The organism is Gammaproteobacteria bacterium, assembly GCA_028817225.1.
Lineage (GTDB): Bacteria > Pseudomonadota > Gammaproteobacteria > Poriferisulfidales > Oxydemutatoraceae > Oxydemutator.
The window spans coordinates 1-22030 of sequence record JAPPQC010000002.1 but is presented as its reverse complement, the minus strand read 5'-3'; the positions used below and the strand labels follow the sequence as shown (position 1 = coordinate 22030).

Here is a 22030-nt window from a genome sequence, read left to right as displayed (position 1 = left end):
CGTCGAGGTACAGTTTCGGGAAATTCGCCTTCCACATCAGGCCGTCGCGCCCGCGCATCCCAGTCGGTGTTTTCGCGGGCCTCGTAATTCCTGCACGCATTGCAGACGCCGTCGTCGTCGAACGACAAATCCGGCTTGGTGTCCGGCATCACGCATTGCCTGCAATAGTTCAGCACCGCGCCCCCGCCAGCGCTTCGCGCAGTTTTCCGATGACCGCGTCCTGCTGCGCTTCTCGCAATGCCGGGTACAGCGGCAGGCTGACCGCTTCGCGGTAATACGCCTCGGCTTCCGGAAAATCGCCGGCGGTGAAACCCAGGCGGCGGTAGTACGGCTGGGTGTGCACCGGAATGTAGTGCAGGTTGACGCCGATGCCGGCTTCGCGCAATGCGGTGAAAGTCTGCAAATGCTTCTCCGCGGCGACGCGGACGATGTAAAGGTGAAAACTGCTGTCGCCATCGGGTGCTTGTTCAAGCGGCGCCGGCGGCAATTCCGCCAGACGCTCGTCGTAGCGCCGCGCCAGTTGCCGGCGGCGCGCGACAAATGAGTCAAGGCGCTTCAACTGGCTGCGCCCGAGGGCGGCTTGCAGGTCGGTCATGCGGTAATTGTAGCCGAGCGCAATCTGGCGGTAATCCCACGGGCCGGCGGGCGGCGTTTCCATGTCGCGCTCGTCGCGGGTGACGCCGTGCGAGCGCAGCAGTTTCATCCGCCGGTCGAGATGTTCGTCGTTGGTCAGCGCGATGCCGCCTTCGCCGGTGGTGATGATCTTGACCGGGTGAAAACTGAAAACGGCGATGTCGGAATAACGGCAGTTGCCGACCGGCTCGCCGAGGTAGCGGGCGCCGGCGGCGTGGGCGGCGTCCTCGATGATGCGGAACCCGTAATGCCGCGCCATTTCGTGTATCGCGCGCAGGTCGCAGGGCTGGCCCGCGAGATGCACCGGGACGACGATTTTCGGCAGGCGGTTTTTCTTTTCGGCGGCGGCGAGTTTTTTCTCCAGCGCGTCGGCGCTCAGGTTGGCGGTGCGCGGCTCGATATCGACAAAATCCACCTGCGCGCCGCAGTGCAGCGCGCAGTTGGCGGAGGCGACGAAGGTAATCGGCGAAGTCCACAGCCAGTCTCCCGGCCCCAGCTCCAGCGCCAGGCAGGCGAGGTGCAGCGCCGAGGTCGCGCTGTTGGCGGCGCACGCATGCGCGGCGCCGCAATACGCCGCCATTTCCCGCTCAAACGCCGGGGTCTGCGGCCCCTGGGTCAGGAAGTCCGAACGCAGCGTTTCACACACCGCCGCGATGTCGCTGTCGGCGATGTCCTGCCTGCCGTATGGAATCACGCCTCGCCGGCTCCGCAGCGGTCGTCCAGCGCGCGTATCTGCTCCACCGTCAGAAACTCCGGGTTGTTTCCGGAGTTGTATTCAAAGCCCTGCTCGACGGCGCGGCCTGTTTCATTCAGCGCGTTGGTGTCGTACGAGTGGTTGCGGGAGAAGAAGGTGATGGCGGGGCCGATGACATAGTGGTCGTCGAACTCGACGGTCAGGTGCGAGTCGTCGGACGGGCACATCACCTCGTGCAGTTTCTCGCCGGGGCGGATGCCGACGGTTTTCAGCGGCGTGTCCGGGGCCATCGCGCGCGCCAGGTCGGTGATGTGTATGGACGGGATTTTGGGGACGAAAATCTCGCCGCCCTGCATGCGCTCGAAACTCTTGAGGACAAAGTCCACGCCCTGGCGCAGCGTAATCCAGAAGCGCGTCATGCGCTCGTCGGTGATGGGCAGGTGTGCGGCGCCCTCGCGGGCCAGTTGCCTGAACAGCGGCGCCACCGAGCCGCGCGAGTTGACGACATTGCCGTAGCGCACGACGGAGAAGCAGGTGCGGCTTTTGCCGGCGACATTGTTGGCCGCGACGAACAGTTTGTCCGACACCAGTTTGGTGGCGCCGTAGAGGTTGACCGGGTTGGCGGCCTTGTCGGTGGACAGCGCGATGACTTTTTCAACGCCGCAGTCGAGCGCCGCCTGGATGACATTCTCGGCGCCGTGAATGTTGGTCTTGGCGCACTCCATCGGGTTGTATTCCGCCGTCGGCACCTGCTTCAGCGCCGCCGCATGGACGATGATGTCCACGCCGCTCATGGCCTGGCGCAGGCGTGCGCCGTCGCGCACATCGCCGATGAACCAGCGCAGGCACGGGTCGTCGAGGCGCTGCTGCATCTCGAATTGCTTGAGTTCGTCGCGGGAGAAGACAATCAGCCGCTGCGGGCGGAAACGCTCCAGCACGGCGGCGATGAACTGCCTGCCGAAGGAGCCGGTGCCGCCGGTCACCAGTATGTTTTTGTTCGTCAGCATTGCGGGGGTTCGGGTGCGGTTTGCGGGCCATGATACTGCCTGCACGGCGGCGGCGCAATTTTTTGTCTATAATGGAGCGCATGGCGAACGATATTCTCCAGCACAGCGTCGTCCGCTTCGACAGGGAAATCGAGGAGGTCAAGGGCCTGGTGCTGCAAACCGGCGGCGCCCTTGAACAGCGCCTTTCCAAAGTGCTGACGGCCCTGGTCGAGGGCGACGGCAAGTTGCTCGACTGGGTCGCGGACTCCGACCGCGATGTCAACATCCTTGAACTGGAGGTGGACGAGAAGTGCATCGGCATTCTGGCGCGCCGTCAGCCGATGGCGCGCGACCTGAGGTTGATCATCGCAATCATGAAGATCATCACCGACCTGGAGCGCATCGGCGACGAGTCGCGCAGAATCGCGCAACTGATGAAAGATTCCGCCCTTGATTCCATTCCGAAAAGCATGTCGCGGACGGTCCGGCACCTCGGCTCGAGCATCGTCGAGATGCTGCACGATGTGATGGACGCCTTCGCGCGCCTCGACCCGGAACTCTCCAGGCAAGTGCTGGCGCGCGACAACGATGTGGACGAGGAATACACCGCGGTGCTGCGCCAATTGATGACCTACCTGATGCAGGAGCCGCGCTATCTGTCGCATGTGATGAACATCATCTGGTGCTCGCGCTCGTTCGAGAGAATCGGCGACCACATCAAGAACATCGCGGAATACACGATTTACATGGTCGAGGCGCGCGATGTGCGCCACGGAAAGCTGAAGGCCGCGCCGCAATCGCAGGCGTAGCGCCGCCGCGGGCCGCCGGTCAGGCGCCGCCGACCAGCATTTCCAGCAGCGCCTTTTGCGCGTGCAGCCGGTTGCCGGCCTCGTCCCAGACAACGCTGTGCGGCCCGTCGAGCACGTCGGCGGACACTTCCTCGCCGCGGTGCGCCGGCAGGCAGTGCATGAACAGCGCGTCGCCGGCGGCGCGCTCCATCAGCGCCTCGTCCACCCGGTAATCGCCGAAACTTTGCAGGCGCTGTTCGCGCTCCTCCTCCTGCCCCATGCTGCTCCAGACATCGGTGACGACAAGGTCGGCGCCGGCGACCGCCTCGCGCGGACTGCGAACCAGCCGCGCCCGGTCGCCGGCGGCGTCGAGCACGGCGCGCTCCGGTTCGTAGCCGGGCGGGCAGGCGATGTTCAGGCGGAAGTCGAACAGTCCGGATGCGTTGATCCAGGAATGGCATACATTGTTGCCGTCCCCAACCCACGCGACGAGGCGCCCGGCGATGGCGCCGCGTTTCTCGGCGTAGGTCAGCATGTCGGCCAGCAACTGGCAGGGGTGGAAGCGGTCGGTCAGGCCGTTGATGACCGGCACCTCCGAGCAGGCGGCGAAGGCGGCGGCGCGTTCGTGGTCGAAGGTGCGGATCATCACCGCGTCCACCATCCGCGACAGCACGCGGGCGCTGTCCTCGACGGGTTCGCCGCGCCCGAGCTGGGTGTCGCGGCTGGACAGGAAAATGGCGCTGCCGCCGAGTTGCGTCATCGCCGCCTCGAACGAGACGCGGGTGCGCGTCGAGGACTTCTCGAAGATCATCGCCAGCGTCTTGTTCGTCAGCGGGCGCGGCGCGGCGCCGCGCTTCATGTCGGCGGCGCGCCGAATCAGCGCGGCCAGTTCGGCGGCGCTGAAATCGTTCAGCGTCAGAAAATGCCGCGCGCTCATGCGCCGTCTCCGAAGTTGGCAATCACCGCCGTCAGGCGCTCGACCAGCAGGTCGGCCTGCGCCCGCTCCATTATCAGCGGCGGCGCCAGCCGGATGACGCGCCCGGCGGTGACATTAATCAGGAGTTCATGCTCCAGCGCGGCCTGCGCGAGCGCCTGGCAGGGGCGGTCGAGTTCAATGCCAATCAGCAGGCCGCGCCCGCGAATGTCGCCAACCGAAGGGACGCCGGCCAGCGCGCGCCGCAGTTCGCCCAGCAGGTAGTCGCCGGTGTGCGCGGCCTGTTCATGCAGTTTTTCCTGTTCCATTGTCTTGATGACCGCGAGCGCCGCGGCGCACGCCAGCGGGTTGCCGCCGAAGGTCGAGCCGTGGGCGCCGGCGGCCAGATGCCGCGTTGTCTCGCGGCGGCCCAGGCAGGCGCCGACGGGCACGCCGTTGCCGAGCGCCTTGGCCGTTGTCAGCAGGTCGGGCGCGGCGCCCTCGTGCCGGAAGCAATACCAGGCGCCGGTTCGGCACAGCCCGGTCTGCACCTCGTCCAGTATCAGCAGCAGGCCGCGCCGGTCGCACAATTCGCGCACCGCGCGCAGCGTGCCGTCGGCGGGAATGCGAACGCCGTTTTCGCCCTGAATCGGCTCCAGCATCACCGCGCACAGTTGCGGCGTTTCGTCGGCGGTCTTTTCCAGCGCGGCGATGTCGCCGAACGGCGTCTGGACAAAGCCGGGCGCGAGCGGCGGCGGCGTGCCGGGGTGCTCGCCGAGCGGGTCGGTCGCGCTCCAGGCGCCCAGTGTGCGCCCGTGGAACGCGCCGCGCGCGACCGCGATAACCGGGTGGCTGTTGCCGTCGGCGCGCGCGGCAAGACGCGCAATCTTGATGGCGGCCTCGTTGGCCTCGGCGCCGGAGTTGCAGAAAAACGCCGTTTCAAGGCCGCTGATGCGCGCCAGTTCGCCGGCGAGTTTTTCCTGCGCCGCAATCCGGTAGAGATTGGAGGTGTGCGTGACGCGCCGCGCCTGTTCGCACAGCGCCGTGGTCACCGCCGGGTGCGCGTGGCCGAGGCTGCAAACGGCGATGCCGGCGATGGCGTCGAGGTGGCGCCGGCCCTTGTCATCCCACAGCCACGCGCCTTCGCCGTGCGTGAAGGTGACCGGCAGGCGCGTGTAGTTCTGTATCAGGCAACCCGCGGAAGCGTCCGAAGCGTCCATTGGGGGGAGGGCGTCCGTTGATGATGCCGGATCAAAGGCATCCTGTTTCCCTGATTTTCTGGTAAATCCGGTTCACCAGTTCCTCCGGCGTCTCTTCGCTGGTGTCCACGGCGATTTCGGGGTTGGTCGGCGTCTCGTAGGGGTCGCTGATGCCGGTGAAGGACTTCGTCAGGTTCTGCCGGGCGCTCCGGTAAAAGCCCTTGACATCGCGTTCCTCGCAGACCTTCAGCGGCGTGCTGACATAGACCTCGATGTAGATGCCGTAGCGCGAGATCAGCCGGCGGTTGGCGCGGCGGTCGGCCTCGTAGGGCGCGATGGGCGCGCAGATGGCGATGCCGCCGTTCTTGGTGATTTCGCTTGCGACAAAGCCGATGCGCCGCACATTGATTGAGCGGTGTTCCTTCGAGAAGCCGAGTTCGCTCGACAGGTTGGTGCGTACGATGTCGCCGTCGAGCAGCGTCACCTGCCGCTCGCCCTGTTCCAGCAGTTTGGTCACCAGCATTTTCGCGAGCGTCGTCTTGCCGGCGCCGGAGAGGCCGGTGAAGAACACCGTGAACCCCCTTTCCTTCAGCGGCGGGTAGGTGCGGCGCAGCACCTTGGCGACCTTCGGCGGCGTGAACCATTCGGGCAGTTCCTCGCCGCCCGCGAGCATCTCGCGCATTTTGGTGCCGGAGATGGATAGCAGTTTGCCGGAAGAGGCGCCGGCGGCGTCGGCGAAGGTGTATTCGCGCTTGCCGGGGTCGTAGGCGATCTCTCCGAAGGCGACCGGCTCGATGCCGATTTCGCCGGCGTGGCGGACGAACAATTCCTGCGCCTCGAACGGTTGGTAGAACGACTCGCCGCGGCTGCCTTTCCTCGGGCCGGCGTGGTCGCGGCCAATGATGAAGTGGGTGCAGCCGTGGTTCTTGCGAATCAGCCCGTGCCACAGCGCCTCGCGCGGGCCGGCCATGCGCATCGCCAGCGGCAGCAGCGACATCACGGCGCTGTCCGGGGGGTATTCATCCATCACCGCGCGGTAGCAGTGCACGCGGGTGTGGTAGTCAATGTCGTTGATTTGCGTGATGCCGACCACCGGGTGTATCAGCAGCCCGGCGTCGGCGTCGCGCATCGCCTTCAGGGTCAGTTCAATGTGCGCGCGGTGCATCGGGTTGCGGGTCTGGAACGCGACAATCCGGCTCCAGCCCTTGTCGCGGAACAATTGCTTCAGTTGCGCCGGCGTGTGCCGGTGCCGCGGGTAATCCACATGGTGGGGCAGGCTGATTTTTTCAAGCCGTCCGCCGAGGTAGATGGAGTGGCTTGAATGCAGCAGGTAATGCGCGCCGGGGTGGGATTCGTTGAGGGTGCCGTAAACCGCCTCGGATTCCCGGCGCAGGTCCGGTTTCCAGATGTCCTTGACGGTCATCACCGCCAGCGCGAAATTCTCCTCGTCGCGCAATGTAATCCGGTCGCCCGGCGACAGCGGCTCGGCGAATTGCGGCGTGACATCCAGCGTCACCGGAATCGGCCACAGATTGCCGTCGGCCAGGCGCATGTCGGAGAGCACCTGTTGGTAGTCGGCCTTGCCGAGAAAGCCGTCGAGCGGCGCGAACGCGCCGTTCATCAGCAGTTCAATGTCGCACTGCTGGCGCGGGCTCAGTTGCCACAGCGGCAGGTGCAGCGCCTCGTGCAGCAGCGCCGTCCGCCCGTCGTCCGGCGGGTGAAGTTTGCGGTTTGTCATGGTGTCGTGATTTGCAGGGGGCGGCAGTTTATCATGAAGAGCGGCGACGCAGTAACTGAGGCGGTGTCGGAAGAGATTGCTTTATCTCATTGATTGGGCGTGCTTTGCAATTCATTGAATTCCGGGCTTGATTTTATCCGCTTCCTGTGAAAAATAATGCTTTCACCTGAATTCCCTGTCAAGGGGAATTCTTCAGGAATGATGAAGTCGCAAAGGAAAGGCTGGCTGAAACGCCTTTTGCCCGGAGGCGCGCCGTTGTCAATGCTGCTGACAGCCGGAGCATTGCACGCCGCACCGGCAGGGCTTCCCTTTGCCGAAGACTTCCGCTCGACCTCGCTGCACGACGATGTCCGCTCGACCGCCCACTGGTCCACCGCCGGCGTCGCGATTCATGCCGGGGACTGGACCGCCGAGGTGCGCTCAAGAAAGATCAACCTTCGGGCGGTGGTTCCGCGCACGCTGCTGCTGACCGCCAATGTGCACGAGCCGGAGAGCACCGTTGTTGTCTGGGAACTGACGAACAACGGCGGCGCCACCTGGCACCGGGTGACGCCCGGACAGGCGTTTGTGTTTCCGGAATCGGGGGCGGATTTGCGCTGGCGCGCCAGCCTTGTGACCACCCGGGCGCCGGACAGGCCGCGGATTACCCGTGTCGCCATCCGGGCGGCGGGCGGCCAGCTGGGGGCGGAGATGAACGGCGGCCCCCTGCTGCACAACCAGCCGTCTCCTCCGCTGATGGCTTTCGTCGGCCATTCGACGGAGGCGAAAGTGACGCTGACCAACCGCGGCAGCGCGGCTTTGCACATTGACAGCATCACGCTTGAACACGCCGGGCGGGAGAAGCCGTTTTCCGCGCACTTCAACAACGGCCCAATCCGGACAATCGCGTCGCAATCCTCGGTTTCGTTCACGCTGCGCTATGCGGCGGATGTCGCGAGCACCAGCGCCGCAACGCTGGTCATTGCCAGCGACAGCGCCGGGCGGATTGAATGGAGAACGAAATTGTCCGGCTCCGGCATCGAGCCGAATTTGCAGGTGTCGCGTTTCGCCTATGGCCGCTTCTCGATTCTGGACGGCCATCTCGAGATTGGAGGGTGGCCTTTCGGCTGGAGCGTCAACGACAAGGTGTTCATCACCAACTTCAGCGCGCTTCCCGTCAACATCACCCGCATCGGCGCCACACCCCCGGCCGGCAGCATGCGCCGTCTGACGCCGCCGGTGACCATCGCCCCGAAACAAGACGCTGTCTTTCACAAGGCGATGGGATTCAAGGTTACCCGGCCGGGGACGCAAACCGCGATTTTCCGGGTTTACACCGACCTTTCCGACAGCCCGCATCTGGAGATGAACATGCGGGCGAACGGCCTTGCGCCGGACATGGATGTGTGGATTGACGAACACCTTGTCGCCGCGGGCGGCGTCCATGACCTGGGTGAAGTGATTTTCGGCACGACCCTGACCGTGCCGGTGCGGTTTTTGAGCGACGGCAATGCGTGGCTGAGAGTGGACGGAATCAGCGGCAGCGGCGGCTTCGGGCTTCATGTCGGGACGGATGCCGCCGACTTTCCCGTTGTCCTGCCCGTCGGAGATTCCGCGACGGCCTCTTTGCATCTTCGACCGCTGGTGTCCGGGACCTTCACCACGACGCTGATTGTCGCCGGCAACGCGTACGACGGCGTTTCGGAGGCCGACGGCAGATTGTCCGAACTTGATGAGGCGGTTGTCGAAGCCGCCGGCGCCCTGGCGGTGCGGCACGGCGTCTCGACATATGTTTTCGTTCCCGATGTCTATGCCGACACCACCCGCGCGTTCACCTTGCGCGGTTTCAGCCGCGCGCCGGAGGTCAGCCTGGAGGTTGCCGGGCGCGTTTTCCGGGAGGGCGCGGCGGCGCATGATTTCGGCGAGGTGTTCGTCGGCACGACGCAGACCGTGACCGTCAACATCCGCAACAACGGCATCGGCGCCCTGGTGATCCACTCGGTGGAGCAGGGGCCCGAGGGCCGCGCTCATTACAGTTTTTCGCCCCCCGGTTCCCGCGTGATTGCGGCGGGCAGTTCGACTTCCCTGACGGTGCGTTTCAGGCCGCAGGCCGTCGCTTCCCCGCTTCACGGACAGTTGCACATCCATACCAGCGACCCGGAACGCGCCGCATGGCTCCTGAACCTGACGGGGGCGGGCGTCGGCCCGGAGATTCTGGTCGGTCTGTCCACCGGCGACGGTGTCACGGAACTTGACAACCGCGAGGTTTACGAAATGGGCGACCTCGCCATCGGCTCCACGCTTTCCTTCAACCTTCTGGTTCGCAACCGCGGCACCCGGGTTCTGGGAATTGACGACATCCACATCGGCGGCGGCGACAGCGGTGTTGAAGGCCATCAAGTCCGGATGCGCCCGGCGCTGTCGCTGCACCCCGGGTTTTTCCACAGTTACTCGTTTAACCTGCCGTTCAGGCCGGCGCGGTTCAGGCCGCTGGAAAGAGGGATGCGAACCGTCGCCGTGACGATAGACAGCAACGCCTATTCCTTCCCCGTGCATGTGATATTCCTGCGGGTCAGGGCCGTCGGGCCGGAGATGGCCGTGCGCATCGGCGGCTCCGGTTTCAGTCCGGGTTCCGGAAGTTACGATTTTGGCGGGGTGCGAAGAGACACGACGGAAACCGCGATGGTGCAAATCGGCAACATCGGTGAGAGGGTGCTCGACATTGATTCCATCGGCGTGACCGGCGCCGGCTTCAGCCTGACCGGCGGCGCCCGCGAGATTGCGCCGGGCACGACCGGCGTGTGGAGTCTGCATTTCACGCCGGTCGGGGACGGCGCGGATTACCGGGGGGCGCTGACCATTGGCAGCAACTATCTTCATGTGCCCGACTGGAGACTGGGGCTGAGCGGCGCCGTCGGCGAGCCCGAGATGACCGTCTCGGTCGGCGGGCGGGGCTTTGAGTCCGGCGCCGGCATCCATGATTTCGGGCGGGTGCGCACCGGCACGACGGAAATCACGGCGGTGACCGTCGCCAACACCGGCAGCGCCAGGCTCGGAGTGACATCGGTGGAGGCGGGCGGCGGCGCTTTCGGCGTCACCGGGAACGCCCCGCGCTTCATCGCCGCCGGTTCTTCCGCCACATGGCTGCTGCATTTCACCCCGCCGGACGGCGCCACGACGCACCGGACGACGCTGGTCATCGTCAATGACGACGCCGACGAAAGCCGCTGGACGCTGCCGCTGACAGGCGGCGGCGGCGAGCCGGACATTCATGTCGAGATCGGCAGCCCCGGCTTCACCACGGGCGCCCGGCATTACAACTTCGGCAATGTGACAGGGGGCACGACGGCAACCGTCGAGGTTCGGGTGTTCAACCGGGGAGACGCGAGGTTGAATTTCGAGTCCGTCGCGCTGGAAGGTTCTTCCTGGATGTTTCTTGACGGCGCGGACATCCGGCAGCTTGCGCCCGCTTCTTCCGCCACCTGGGTGGTGCGTTTTGTGGCGCCGTTGATGAGAATTTTGCCCCAGAGCACGACCCTGTCCATTGTCAGCAACGACATGGACGAGGGGGTCTGGGTGTCCACGCTGCGGGCCGATGTCGCCTTGCCCTCCATGGAAGTCAGTGTCGGGGGAGTCGGCATCGGCGCCCAACCTCCGGGAACCGGAAGGCACTACTCGTTCGACCGTGTGCGGCAGGGTTCAAACAGCATCATGGGGTTGCAGGTTCGCAACAGCGGCGCCGCGGATCTTCATGTCGAGTCCATCGCGGTGACCGGCACGGGGTTCAGCCTGGTTGATGATCACTCGCGGAAGATACAGCCGGGGCTTGACGACGAATGGGGGCTGCGTTTCGAGCCGCCGCCCGTTCCGGGGACTTATCACGGGGTGCTGACCATCGTCAGCGACGACCCCGACCACATTGGCTCCGGCTGGAGGCTGTCGCTGGACGCGGTCAGTGTCGGGCCGGATATCGCCGTGCGGGTGGGCGGCATGGACTTCGGGTCGGGCGCCGGAAGGTACGCCGTCGAGACGACCTCGACGGCGGCGCCGGTCACCGCGGCGGTGACGGTCGCCAACGACGGCAACGCGCATCTTCATGTTCAATCCATTGAGGTCGCCGGCGACAACTACCGTCTTCTCAGCACCGCGACGCGCACGCTTGCGGCGGGTTCTTCCGGCTCGTGGACGCTGCTGTTCGAGCCGGGCGCCGACGCCGTCACCTACGACGGCATATTGACCATCGTCAGCGACGACGCGGACGAAGGCCGCTGGACGCTGCCGCTGGCGGGCACCGTCATCGGCCCCGAGATTGCCGTCGAGCCGGATATCGCGCGTTACGATTTCGGCGCGGTGCGCGAGGGCACGACGCAAACCCTGGAGGTGAGGATTTACAACGAGGGCAACCGGAATCTTGAAAATCTGGATGTCGGGGTGACCGGCGCCGGCTACCGCCTTGCCGGCGGCGATGTGCGGACGCTCGCCGCCGGCGCCTCCGCGACATGGGCGGTGCAGTTTTCACCGCCGGACAGGGCGGCGACCCACACCGGCATGCTGGTGATTGCCGGCAACGACTTTGACGAGCCGCGCAGGGAAGTGCGCTTGCAGGGGACGGGCTTCGGCCCCGAGATCGCCGTTTCGGCGGGCGGCGCGGATTATCAATCCGGCGCCGGAGTTCATCATTTCGGCGAAGTGCTGGCGGGGACATCGGCAAGCGCCGCGGTGACGGTTACGAACGCCGGCAACTGGCCCCTTGATGTCGGGTCCGTCGGCGTGACCGGGGCCGGCTACCGCCTGGCCGGCACCGACACGCGGATAATCGCCGCCGGTTCTTCGGCGACATGGCTGGTGCAGTTTGAGCCGCCGGCGCTTTTCGGGACTTACCACGGCGCGCTGACGATTGCCAGCGACGATCCGTACCGGGGCGACTGGACGCTGCCGCTGGCGGGCGTCAGTGTCGGCCCCGATATCGCGGTGCGGGTGGACGGCGCCGAATTTGAGTCGGGCGCCGGAAGTTACGGCCTTGACGGGGTGGTGCTGGGCGCGGAGGCGAGCGCGACCGTGACGATCACAAACGCCGGCACCGCCGATTTGCATATTGAGTCCGTTGAGGTTGCGGGCGCGGGCTACGGCATCGCGGGCGCGGCCATGCGCACGCTGGCGGTGGGCGCTTCCGGCTCATGGACGCTGGTTCTCAGGCCGCGGGGCCGTGTCGCGGCATATCGCGGAATGTTGACAATCACCAGCGACGATGTGGACGAGGGCCGCTGGACGCTGGCGCTTGACAGCGCGGTGGTCGGGCCGGTGATGGTCATCGCGCCGGATATCACAAACCACGACTTCGGCGGCGTGTGGGAAGACACGACGCAAACCCTTGAGGTGACGATTCACAACGAGGGCAGCAGAACCCTTGACGCCGCCGCCCGCGTGGACGGCGCCGGTTACCGCCTTGCCGGCGGCGGCGGGCGGACAGTCGCCGCCGGTTCCTCCGCGGCGTGGGTGGTGCAGTTTTCGCCGCCGCACAAGATTACGCCCGCCATCGGAACGCTGACGATTACCGGCAACGATTATGCGATGCCGGCGCGGGCGGTGTCGCTGCGGGGGTACGGAATCGGCCCCGAGATTGCCGTGCGGGCCGGCGCTGCGGAATATGAATCCGGCGCCGGCGTCTATGACTTCGGCGGGGTCGAGCCGGCCACATCGGAGACCGTCACGGTGCGGGTTTACAACGAGGGCAACTCGGACCTCAATATTGAATCGGTCGAGGTGGAGGGCGCCGGTTACACGCTGCTCGGCGGCGGCGGCTCCCGTGCCCTGCCGATGAATTCCTCCGCGGCATGGCTGGTGCGCCTTTTCGCGCAGGACTACGGCACGACCTACCACGGAACGCTGACCATCGCCAGCGACGACGCCGACGAGGGCGAATGGACGCTCGACATGGTCGGAGTCAGCGGCGGCCCGGTGATTGTCATTGAGGCGGCGGAGCCGGGCTTTCAGCGGAGTTCGGGCCTCTATGATTTCGGCGGGATTGCGGTGCGGGCCGAGACGGAGACCCGCGTGACGGTCGGCAACCACGGCAACGCGGTTCTTGTCATGGACTCCGTCTCGGTGGCGGGCGACGACTACGACATCGCCGGCGAGGCCCGGACTGTTGACCCGGGCAGCACGGTCACTTTCACGCTGTATTTCTCGCCGGACGAGGCGGTCAAGGTGTCCACCGGCGCGCTGACCATCGTCAGCGACGACCCGCATTCCCCGGTGAAGACGCTGGATTTGAGCGGCTACGGAATCGGGCCGTTGATGACGCCGATTATGATCATCGGCGGGCAGTTTTTCGGATACGGCAGCAGCGACGACTATGATTTCATCGCCAATATCGGTGTCAGGGAGCGGTTCCGCATCTCGCTGGTGTTGCAGAACCAGGGCAACGCGTCTCTGGAAGTGTACGACCTCAGCGTCAGCGGCGCCGGTTTTCAACTGGAGGCCGACTTGCCCGGCCTCGGCCTGAGCAGGCGCAGGACAATCGCACCCGGCAATGCGACGATTTACACCAACGGGCTGATCTTCCAGTCCGATGTGCGCGGCACCCACACCGGGCGGATTCTGGTCGAGAGCAACGATGTCATCAACCCGTTCCCGATACGGCTGCAAATCCACAATGTCGAGCCGGAGATTGAGGTCAATGTGGGCGGCGCCGATGTCGAGTCCGGCGATGTGTTCGACATCGGCCGGGTGCCGGTCAGCGAGGTCGTGACCTCGGCGGTGGTTGTCCGCAATGCGGCCACGCGCAATCTCAATATCCGCTCGATTGACGCGACCGGCACCGGCTTCAGCCTCGCCGACACTAGCGTTCGCAGCATCGCGCCCGGCTCCAGCGGCACCTGGATGCTGCGTTTCGCGCCGCCGGACAGCGGCACGACCCCGTACGCCGGAACGCTGACCATCGTCAGCGACGACTATGACGAAGGTGTCTGGAACCTGTCGCTGCGCGGCACCGGCATTGAATCCGAGATTGAGGTTGTGGCCGACGGCCGCGTCGTCGAGTCGAGCGCGACGCTCAATTTTGGCGACATCGTCGAGGCGATGGCGACGACGGAAACGGTGGCGGCGGACGGCGCGACGACCGCGACGGTGCGCTACCGGGTCGTGTCGGGAACCGTGGTGGCGCCGCAGGACGGCGTCTTCAGGCGGCTGTCGGTGGTGCGCGGGCCGACGACCAAAACCGTGACCGTGCGCAACACCGGCACCTACACGCTGAAGGTCAGCGCCGCGCTGCTGAGCGGCCTCGGCTACAGCAGCGACATGCCGTCCTCGTTCGAGGTGGCGCCGGGCCAAGAAACCGGTTTCAACTTCGTCGTCACGCCGACCGGCGACCGCAGGGCCTTCTTCGGAAGACTTGTCCTCGCAACCAACGACATTGACGAGAAAGTCTGGGTGCTGAACATGGCGACCTACGCCCACGGCATCCAGGTCAATGTGAAAGTGTTCCTGGAAGGGCCGTACGAATACCGCTGATTGGGCGCGCTATGCCCCCTTGCGTGCGCGCTTGCGCCGGAGCGCGGACAACGCGGCGGGCATTCGTTTCTTCAACCGCTCTTGGCAGTCCTGGAATTTCATTTTTTGCGCCGGTTGCGGGTTCGTTTCAGAATATCCCCGACATCAACGGCTTGATATCCCCTCGCGGCCAGGTCGCAGGCGAGGATGGCCGCGGTCGGGCCGCAGGCCAGCAAAAACAGGTTGTCCGTCGGGCGGCGGATGGATTGTTCGAGCAGGTCATCGTAACAGCCGTAGGCGTTTTTGTCCGGAGCGCGGATGAAAGAGCGGGATTTTGTGTTGTCAAACAGGTCTGACGACGACATCGCTTCTCTGAACCGGTCATTGCAGACAAAGGTTACTTTTCTGTCCTCCCATACCTGCCTGAACCGTTCGATATGGGCGGGCACTTCTTCAGGCGGCAGGCCGCAATGGTCGGGCCATAACGCCGCAGAAGACAGATAGACCTTGTCTTTCATGTAGTGCACCGACTCCCATTCGCGGAAATAGAATTTTCTGAAAAAAGAGTCCATCGTCGGGTCCGTGATGCGTGCCCTGTCCGGAAAGGGCGGTATGCCGACGGCAAGATTTGGATGTTCGCTGCGAAGTATTTCGCGCAGGCGGCTGGATAGCGCAGGGCTGGCCGGCTGTCTGGCGATCGACTTGCCTCTGCACAATCTGAATTCACCGTCGGCGTAGCGCGCGAGGCTGATTCCTTTTGCCAGGATTTGCTCCACGGTTTGTTTTTCCGTCAGAACTTCCGGGTACCTGTCGCGGATGTAATGATAGAAGTATTCATTGATTCGGTTGTACAACGGCCTGATTGACCGTGTGTTTCTCGCGGTGGCCCGCAGTGCTCTTTTCAGCAGCGCCCGGTGGCCGTGAAGTCCGGAAGCCGGGTCAGCGTGTGAGCGCATTGATTGCCCCGGCCAGCGCGCGCCCGTTTTCCTCATTGGAAAAGTTCTTGACCAGACGCTTGCGGCCAATATCGGTCACCGCATCCACCGTGTTGTGAAGCAGTTGTGCATGGGCGCGCTCGAACGCCTCGTGCGAGAAGGGGGCCGCGATGATTTCCTCCGGCGTCAAACCAGGGCGCCACGCGACGACGCCCGGAAAGCCCTTGTAGAAGGCGTTGCCGAAAATCAGCACGCGCTTGCCGAAACTCAGGGCGTCCAGGCCGACGCTGCCGCTGACGGTGGCGGCGAACTCGCATTGTTCAACCAGATCATAGGTGTCGGTTTCCTTGCCGACATAGCGCAGGTTGGGTATTTTCTGCAGCCGGGCGTAGAACAGGCGGCCACGCGAATGCCAGGTCTGGTGCGGGTTCTCCTTGGCGACGATGAACCAGTCGTCGGGCAGCAGCGCCCGCAGGCATTCCAGCGCCAGCACCTGGTCAACAAAGACGCCGCCGAGGCTGGTGGTGCTGAGTTCGGGCTGAAGGTGCAGCGCGAAATAGACGAATTTCCCTGTGGGCGGCGGCGCCACAAATTGCCGGTAGTTTCTTTTGAATCGCGCGTTTCTCGCCAGCGCCTGCAAGCGGTGCAGAAACAGGTTCAGGTCGCGCCTGAAAAACGCCGCCGAAACCAGTTTGACGGGCAGGTTGGTCCTGACCTTTCTGTCCATGTAGTAGTACTTCTTCCGGTAATTTCTCTTCAGCCGGACGGGTTCAATCTCCGCGCCGCCGGTGTCCAGCGAACCGATGTTCTCGATGTCGCTCGTGACGAACGACTTGCCGGGCGCGGGCGCGGAGTAGAACATCCAGGTCTTGATGTTCAGCGCCTTCGCGACCAGGTAGAGCAGGTAGTCGGCGTGGTGCGGGATGACTTCAAAGAAAACATGCCGGATGTCGTTGGACTTCAGCAGGTCAATGAAAAAGTGGATATAGACATGGAAGGCGTCCATCATGTCAATCGCGTCGTTGCCGCCGTAGAGCACCGGGCGCCGGCAATACATGTTCAGGAAGGTGTCGGCGTGCTTCCTGACTTCCGGGTAGATCTCGAGAAATTCGCGCCGGTAGCGGTAGTTGACTTTCAGCCGGTTTTTCCTGAACAGCAGCGAGCGGTAAAAGTCCTCCCGCGGCAGGGTCGTTACCTTGTTCTTTTTTCTGCCGATCCACACCTTGATATTGATGTCGTCGTCGAGGTAATGACGAAGGTCACTGGTGTAGTCTTCGGAGAAATCGTTCAGGAGGATGTTCTTCTGGGCCATTTTCAGTCGGGCGGTGCGGTGCGGGCGGGCGGCTTCCCGTCGTGCGGGGAAGGGCACAGGGAAGGGCGCGCAATCATCGTGCTTTTTTGCCGCTCATTCGTCTTGCTTTTTCAATCCCGGGCCACGGAGTGGAGCGCCACGGCGCGAAACCGCCGTGCTGCCAGAACCTCAGTACAGTATGCCACAGCGCCGCCTGTTCGCAGCCCGGGTACAGGTCGAGGAGGTCGTGGGGGCCGAATTCGTCCTGATAGATGACGCGCAAATCCCGGATATCGAAAAACTTCCTGATGAGCGGAATCGCCACCCTCGTGCGCGAGCAACTGTCGTAGTCAATGAAGTGGAAGGTTGCCTGCTCCGCCTCGTTGGAAGGCGGCGCGTCCACCAGGATATTGATCGCCTGGGGGTCGCGGTGGCGAATGCCGGCGCTGTGCATCCGGTGCAGTTCCCGCGCCAGTTTGCGCTTGACCGCTTCCAGCAGTCGTTCGGCATCGCCGCGGTTGCTCTCCCTGATGGCGCGGCAGAAGTCGTCGAGTGACCGGTCAGCCGCTATCTTTTCATACAGAAAGACGCTGCTCCCGCCGAACAGACCTTTTTGCTTCCAACTCCACCACGCGAGCGGCCTGGCAACGGGCAGTCCCGCCCGCCGCATCGCCAGGCAGCAGAGAAAGGCGTTGCGGTTGTAGTCTCTTCCCATCAGTTGGCGAACCAGCAAATCCGCCTTCCGCCCGCGCCGGTAACGCGGGTCAATCCGGAAGACTTTCATGATGACTTCGCTCGCCGTCACCGGCAGGCGAAACCCGTACAGTTTGTTGCGCCGCCGCCCGTGGCGCTTGAGCCGGTACGACTCGCCGATATAACGCTCAAAGCCGCGCTCCGCTATCCACTCTCCAAGCGCCCGCGCCTGCGGCACATCAGCCACCAGATAACGCCCCGCCGCCCAGACACCGCGAACAACCCCGCTGTCTTTCATGCCGTCATGCCCGGATGATTTTTCCGCCGACAAAACGGACAGCCGGGTGCTGAACCTGTTCATGGCCTTTCATGCTGTCACGCCCGGATGACTTCCCCGCCCCACAGTTTTTCCAGAAAGTCGGACCAGTGAAGGCAGTGAACGCCGTTTCGCAAAATGGCGGTCTTGTCTTCGCTGACGAGGAAAAACTTCTCCACGATTCCCTCTTCTTTCAGCGCCGTGAGGCCCTTCAAGTCTTCCCGGGCCACTCTGCGCGTGGACTTAATCTCAATCGCGGCCTCGTCATCCGCCACCAGATCCACTTCATAGCCCGCTGTCGTGCGCCAGTAGTGCAGCGGAAGGTGCAACCGCCGGTAACTGATATATGCCCGGACTTCGTTGACAAGCCAGGTTTCAAGGAAGTTGCCGAAAATATCGGAATTTCTTTCCAGGGTTTTCATGCCGTTGAGAGCGGCCAGAACCCCGGTGTCAAAGAAATGAAATTTAGAGGTGCTTACCGCTTTTCGTTTTGTGGATTTGCTCAAGGGTTCAAGCACCATGCCGATAAAGGTTTCCTGCAATATCGAGTAATACTCACGGATTGTGCTCGGCGGCATCGCATAATCCCGCCCGAGTTTGTCAAAATTCAGAACTTTGCCGTTGGTCAGGGCGGCGGCTTTCAGAAATCTGGAAAACTGCGGAATTTTTCTGACCAGGCCCTCCATCTGGATTTCCTGCTCGATGTAATTTGTCACATATGCCTGCAGTTGCAATTTTTTGCGCGGTTCACTACTCAGGTAAACAGCAGGCAGGCCACCGTAGCGCAGATGGCGGCTCAGGTGGAAGTCCGGTATTTCCTTCCAGGTCAGGGGATGCAGGTTCTGGTTCCAGGCTCTGCCGGCGAGGAGGTTGACCCCACGGCGGTAAAGTTTGCGGGCAGAACTGCCAGTCAGCAGAAACTTCCACCCCTTGCTCTCAATGAGTCTGTGCGTTTCGTCGAGCAAAGATGGAAGTTTCTGTATCTCGTCAATAACAACGAATACGGGCTCGTTGGGCCTTGTGATTTGCTCGTGCACCATGTCTTCCAGATCCGAAGGGCTGGTAGAGAGCGTCAGATAAGTATCGGAGTGCAGCAGGTCGCAAAAGGCCGCTTTTCCGCCGAGTTGCTCTCGCGCCAGAAAGGTTTTGCCGGTGCCGCGCGGCCCGAAAAGAAAGTGAGATTTTTGGGCCAGCAGCCCTGGTAAATCAACGCTTCGTTTCAGTTTCATATTTGTGAGAATAGCACAGATTGTCAGAAATCCACGGTACTACTGTGGATTTCTCTGTAAAATCCGCGGTACTGCCGTGGATTATCATATTTTTTTGCTTATGTCATTCTCTTCTCTATAATGTCACACTATACCAATAGAAAAATATGAAAATATCCATTTATGTCATTTTATTTTGTGCTAAAGTCAGGACTCATTTGGAATCAAGTCAACTCTATTCAAGGAGGAACTTATGAAAATCAAACCAGAAAGATTGAAAGAACTGCGGCGGGATGTGAAAGAGTGGTCTCGGCAAAAACTCGCTGCTGAGTCCAAAGTCTCAGCTCGTCAAATTGCGCGTATTGAGTCCTCGGCGGCGAGCGTGACTGTGCGCTCGACTACCGCGAAACGGCTGGCTCGTGCATTTGATGTCAGTGAAGAAGTGCTTGGTGGCAACGAGCCTGTTGATACTGCACGTTTGACCCCCATGCAACGGCAAGCCAGTAAATTGGGCGCCAATGCAGATGCACTCAGCGGCAACAAACCTTCATCAGACAGGCAGATCAATCTCAAGATTGATTCCAGTGTGCAGCTTGCATATGACCTGGTGGAGCATTGCTATCCCTATAGTCCGGGCCTCAAAGGCATTGTCAATTTGGCCCCGCTCTTTTTTGTTTTGCTGGCTGAAGGCAGTCTTGACTGGCGCAAAAAATGTCTCGAAGAAATACGCAGGGCAAGTGACCATTTATATGAGACCGCCAAAGCGGAGAATCATCTCTATTTCACAAAGTACCTGACGAGTGTCGAGGATGGTTACGGGGCCGAGAAAGACTCTATTGAGAAGACGGATATCTGTGGCGAGACAATCAGGAATGATGACAGCGTGCTACTTTTTGCTGATGCAGATGAATCATTGTATGGACTGAATCCATTCATGGCCTATTTGCGAAAATTTTCAAGGGACACCGGTATCCTGGACAAGGCTTTCCCCATCGAGAATTCCGATGATCCATGGGGTCCGGAATCATACATCTACCTTTTCCTTAAAAAGGAGTTGGAGGAGATTACAGGCGGTTCTCATGATGCTGAATGGGCTTTGCGGTTCGGCGATGTCCGCCTGTCTGAAATCCCTGAAGAACTCATGCCCGGAGAAGAAAAAGACGATCACAAGAATGAACGCATTGCATGGCTTGAAGGCAAGCTGAGCGACGAGTCACGCGCCAAGTTGACGGTGATAGTTTGATGAGACAAGCAAGGAAATACACTTTGATATTTATGCCGGTTTTCCCCAGAGGGCGTTGTGTGTCGCAACGAAATCCACACGCTTTTCCATAAGGGCGGCGGCGCATTCCTGGGGCGTATTGATGATGGGTTCTTCATGGGCATTGAAAGAGGTATTGATGAGAACCGGAATACCCGTCCGTTTCTCATAAGCCTTGAGGATGTCATAGTAGAGTGGATTCCGGTCGCGGACGATAACCTGCGGCCTTGCCGTGCCGTCTATATGCACGACAGCGGGAATCTTGCCGCGCCATTCAGGTCTGACATTGCATGTGATGGTCATGAAGCGCGCGGTGTAGAGCATGGATGGTCTGATGTCAAAGATGTCTTCCGCCTTTTCAGCGCTCACGACGGGGGCGAAAGGCATGAACTCGGTGCGCGACAGCCTTTTGTTGAGCCAGTCATTGACGCGCGCATCGGTGGCCGCGGCCAGAATGGATCGGGCGCCAAGGGCACGAGGGCCATATTCCGAACGGCCCAGATAAAGGGCGATAATTTTTCCTTCATCAAGAAGTGCGGCGATTTTCTCCTCCAGGCTGTCTGGCGCATAAGGAACAACTTCGGCGCCGCCATGTTTGAGAAGAACATCGGCTTCCGTGTCATAATTTTTCCCCAGATAGACATGAGTGAGACGCTCGCGTCTGGAGAGCCAGGTTGTTATGCCATCCCGTTCAAGCAGATATTGCAGCACTCCTCCGGCAGCCAGACCCTGGTCGGTCATGGCGGGATAGACGAAGATTTCATCTACGGGCAATTCTTCCGCGAGGCGTTGGTTCAGGCGAACATTGGAGAAAACGCCGCCTGACAAGGCAAGACGGCGCACTGCGTGACGCCTCAGAATCTTGCCGACTGAATCCAGAACGAGCGTTTCCAGGACCTTTTGCACTGATGCGGCGACATCTTCCCGAACATGGTTCTGCGCCATGTTCCTGATTGCTTTTCGCCATGGGCGGCGGTGTTTGTCTCGACCGAGAATGCGTCCTTTCCTGTCCACATGAAAATGCCGCATCAGGCTCTCGGCAAAGCGGGGAGACCCATGAGCGGCGAGTCCCAGGACTTTACCCTCGTGGCGCAAAGCCTTGAATCCCAGATAGCGTGTTGTCAGGGAATAGAGTTCTCCAACGCTTCCTCCCTTGGATTGCGTTTTTTGGAGCGTGTCCTCTTCTCCTCCCCAGCAATCCAGCAGCCCGCCTTTCTTCAGAATGCGGTGACTGTAGGAGACGTTATCACCCCTGCCGTCAGCAGTGTAGATAAGGGCGTCATCCCAATCCGTGTGGAAAAGCGCGCCCAGTGCATGGGCGAAATGATGGTTGAAGAAGAAAAGCCGGGGCTTTTGCGGGAAATCGTGTTCCATGCAGAAGCGCCTGGCATTGAAAAGGGAGTCTGCACTTTTCCTGCTGTGTCGTGCGTGCCAGACAAGCTCACGGGTCCTGCCTCCATGGCAAAGGCGATGATGAAGGTTGCGGAGATGCCAGTTTGCCCCCTGAATGAAAGGCGGCGCCTGTATGTATCCACCGGACTCCCAAAACTGGCCGTCACGCCCCATGACAACCGTTCCAACTTGTTTCCGGGTAATTCCCGCCTGCGCCAGGGCTTCAACGACAGCGGGGGAAGGATAGCAGCCGCCGTCATTTTTATTGCGGGTTATCCTCTCCAGAGGAACAGCGCTCAGCAAGCGGTATTCGTCATAGACCACCGCGCATGCGTCATGGCCCGTGTGAATTCCTAACAGATACATCTGTTCATGCCTTGTGACATAATGTCCGCAACCAGCATGTTTTTTTCTTCGGGGTATTGATGACTTGCCGGCGACGGACAGCATCAACAGCTTGCCTAAAGAAAATAATCCTGTCTCTCCGCAGTCGCCTCCAGCGAATCCAGTTTG

13 protein-coding genes are annotated in these 22030 nt (G+C 62.0%); 3 read left to right on the top strand and 10 right to left on the bottom strand.

Annotation, left to right across the window (positions count from 1 at the left end):
* Positions 1-169 precede the first annotated feature (169 nt).
* Positions 170-1327, bottom strand: a complete 1158-nt coding sequence (gene pseC, locus OXU50_00085) for a UDP-4-amino-4,6-dideoxy-N-acetyl-beta-L-altrosamine transaminase (protein ID MDD9868288.1) — start codon at positions 1325-1327, stop codon at positions 170-172.
* Entirely contained in the window at positions 1324-2334 is a 1011-nt protein-coding gene (gene pseB, locus OXU50_00080) for a UDP-N-acetylglucosamine 4,6-dehydratase (inverting) (protein ID MDD9868287.1), read from the bottom strand. Before pseB ends, pseC begins: the two co-directional genes overlap by 4 nt.
* Positions 2335-2414: 80 nt before the next feature.
* Between pseB and phoU the strand changes: the two genes are divergently transcribed.
* A complete protein-coding gene (gene phoU / locus OXU50_00075) occupies positions 2415-3122 on the top strand; it encodes a phosphate signaling complex protein PhoU (GenBank protein ID MDD9868286.1) in 708 nt (235 codons plus the stop codon).
* A 19-nt stretch (positions 3123-3141) separates the two neighbouring features.
* Here phoU and argF read toward each other — a convergent pair whose 3' ends face one another.
* Genes argF through OXU50_00060 form a run of 3 tightly spaced genes read right to left on the bottom strand, consistent with a single transcriptional unit; the run spans position 3142 to position 6951 of the window.
* Positions 3142-4038, bottom strand: a complete 897-nt coding sequence (argF, locus tag OXU50_00070) for an ornithine carbamoyltransferase (protein MDD9868285.1) — start codon at positions 4036-4038, stop codon at positions 3142-3144.
* Positions 4035-5234, bottom strand: a complete 1200-nt coding sequence (locus OXU50_00065) for an aspartate aminotransferase family protein (protein ID MDD9868284.1) — start codon at positions 5232-5234, stop codon at positions 4035-4037. Before OXU50_00065 ends, argF begins: the two co-directional genes overlap by 4 nt.
* A 31-nt stretch (positions 5235-5265) precedes the next feature.
* Positions 5266-6951, bottom strand: a complete 1686-nt coding sequence (locus OXU50_00060; protein ID MDD9868283.1) for a bifunctional sulfate adenylyltransferase/adenylylsulfate kinase — start codon at positions 6949-6951, stop codon at positions 5266-5268.
* Between the two features lie 198 nt (positions 6952-7149).
* Between OXU50_00060 and OXU50_00055 the strand changes: the two genes are divergently transcribed.
* Positions 7150-14442, top strand: coding sequence for a choice-of-anchor D domain-containing protein (locus OXU50_00055; GenBank protein MDD9868282.1), 7293 nt, complete (start codon positions 7150-7152; stop codon positions 14440-14442).
* Positions 14443-14540: 98 nt separating this feature from the next.
* On the opposite strand, the gene OXU50_00050 is transcribed toward OXU50_00055, so the two are convergent.
* From OXU50_00050 to OXU50_00035, 4 genes are all read right to left on the bottom strand, one after another.
* The gene (locus OXU50_00050) at positions 14541-15377 is read right to left on the bottom strand and encodes a GT-D fold domain-containing glycosyltransferase (GenBank protein MDD9868281.1); all 837 of its coding nucleotides are present in this window, start codon (positions 15375-15377) and stop codon (positions 14541-14543) included.
* On the bottom strand, positions 15361-16668 hold the full coding sequence (locus tag OXU50_00045) for a hypothetical protein (protein MDD9868280.1): 1308 nt from the start codon (positions 16666-16668) through the stop codon (positions 15361-15363). Before OXU50_00045 ends, OXU50_00050 begins: the two co-directional genes overlap by 17 nt.
* A gap of 73 nt (positions 16669-16741) precedes the next feature.
* Positions 16742-17701, bottom strand: a complete 960-nt coding sequence (locus tag OXU50_00040) for a hypothetical protein (GenBank protein ID MDD9868279.1) — start codon at positions 17699-17701, stop codon at positions 16742-16744.
* Positions 17702-17715: 14 nt separating this feature from the next.
* Positions 17716-18885 (bottom strand): AAA family ATPase, encoded by a 1170-nt coding sequence (locus tag OXU50_00035; protein ID MDD9868278.1) that lies wholly within the window; start codon positions 18883-18885, stop codon positions 17716-17718.
* 232 nt (positions 18886-19117) lie between these two features.
* Between OXU50_00035 and OXU50_00030 the strand changes: the two genes are divergently transcribed.
* Positions 19118-20107 (top strand): helix-turn-helix transcriptional regulator, encoded by a 990-nt coding sequence (locus OXU50_00030; GenBank protein ID MDD9868277.1) that lies wholly within the window; start codon positions 19118-19120, stop codon positions 20105-20107.
* Between the two features lie 30 nt (positions 20108-20137).
* Here the strand turns inward: OXU50_00030 and OXU50_00025 are convergent.
* Positions 20138-22030, bottom strand: a 1893-nt coding sequence (locus OXU50_00025; GenBank protein ID MDD9868276.1) for a hypothetical protein, incomplete at its 5' end; no start/stop codon positions are given.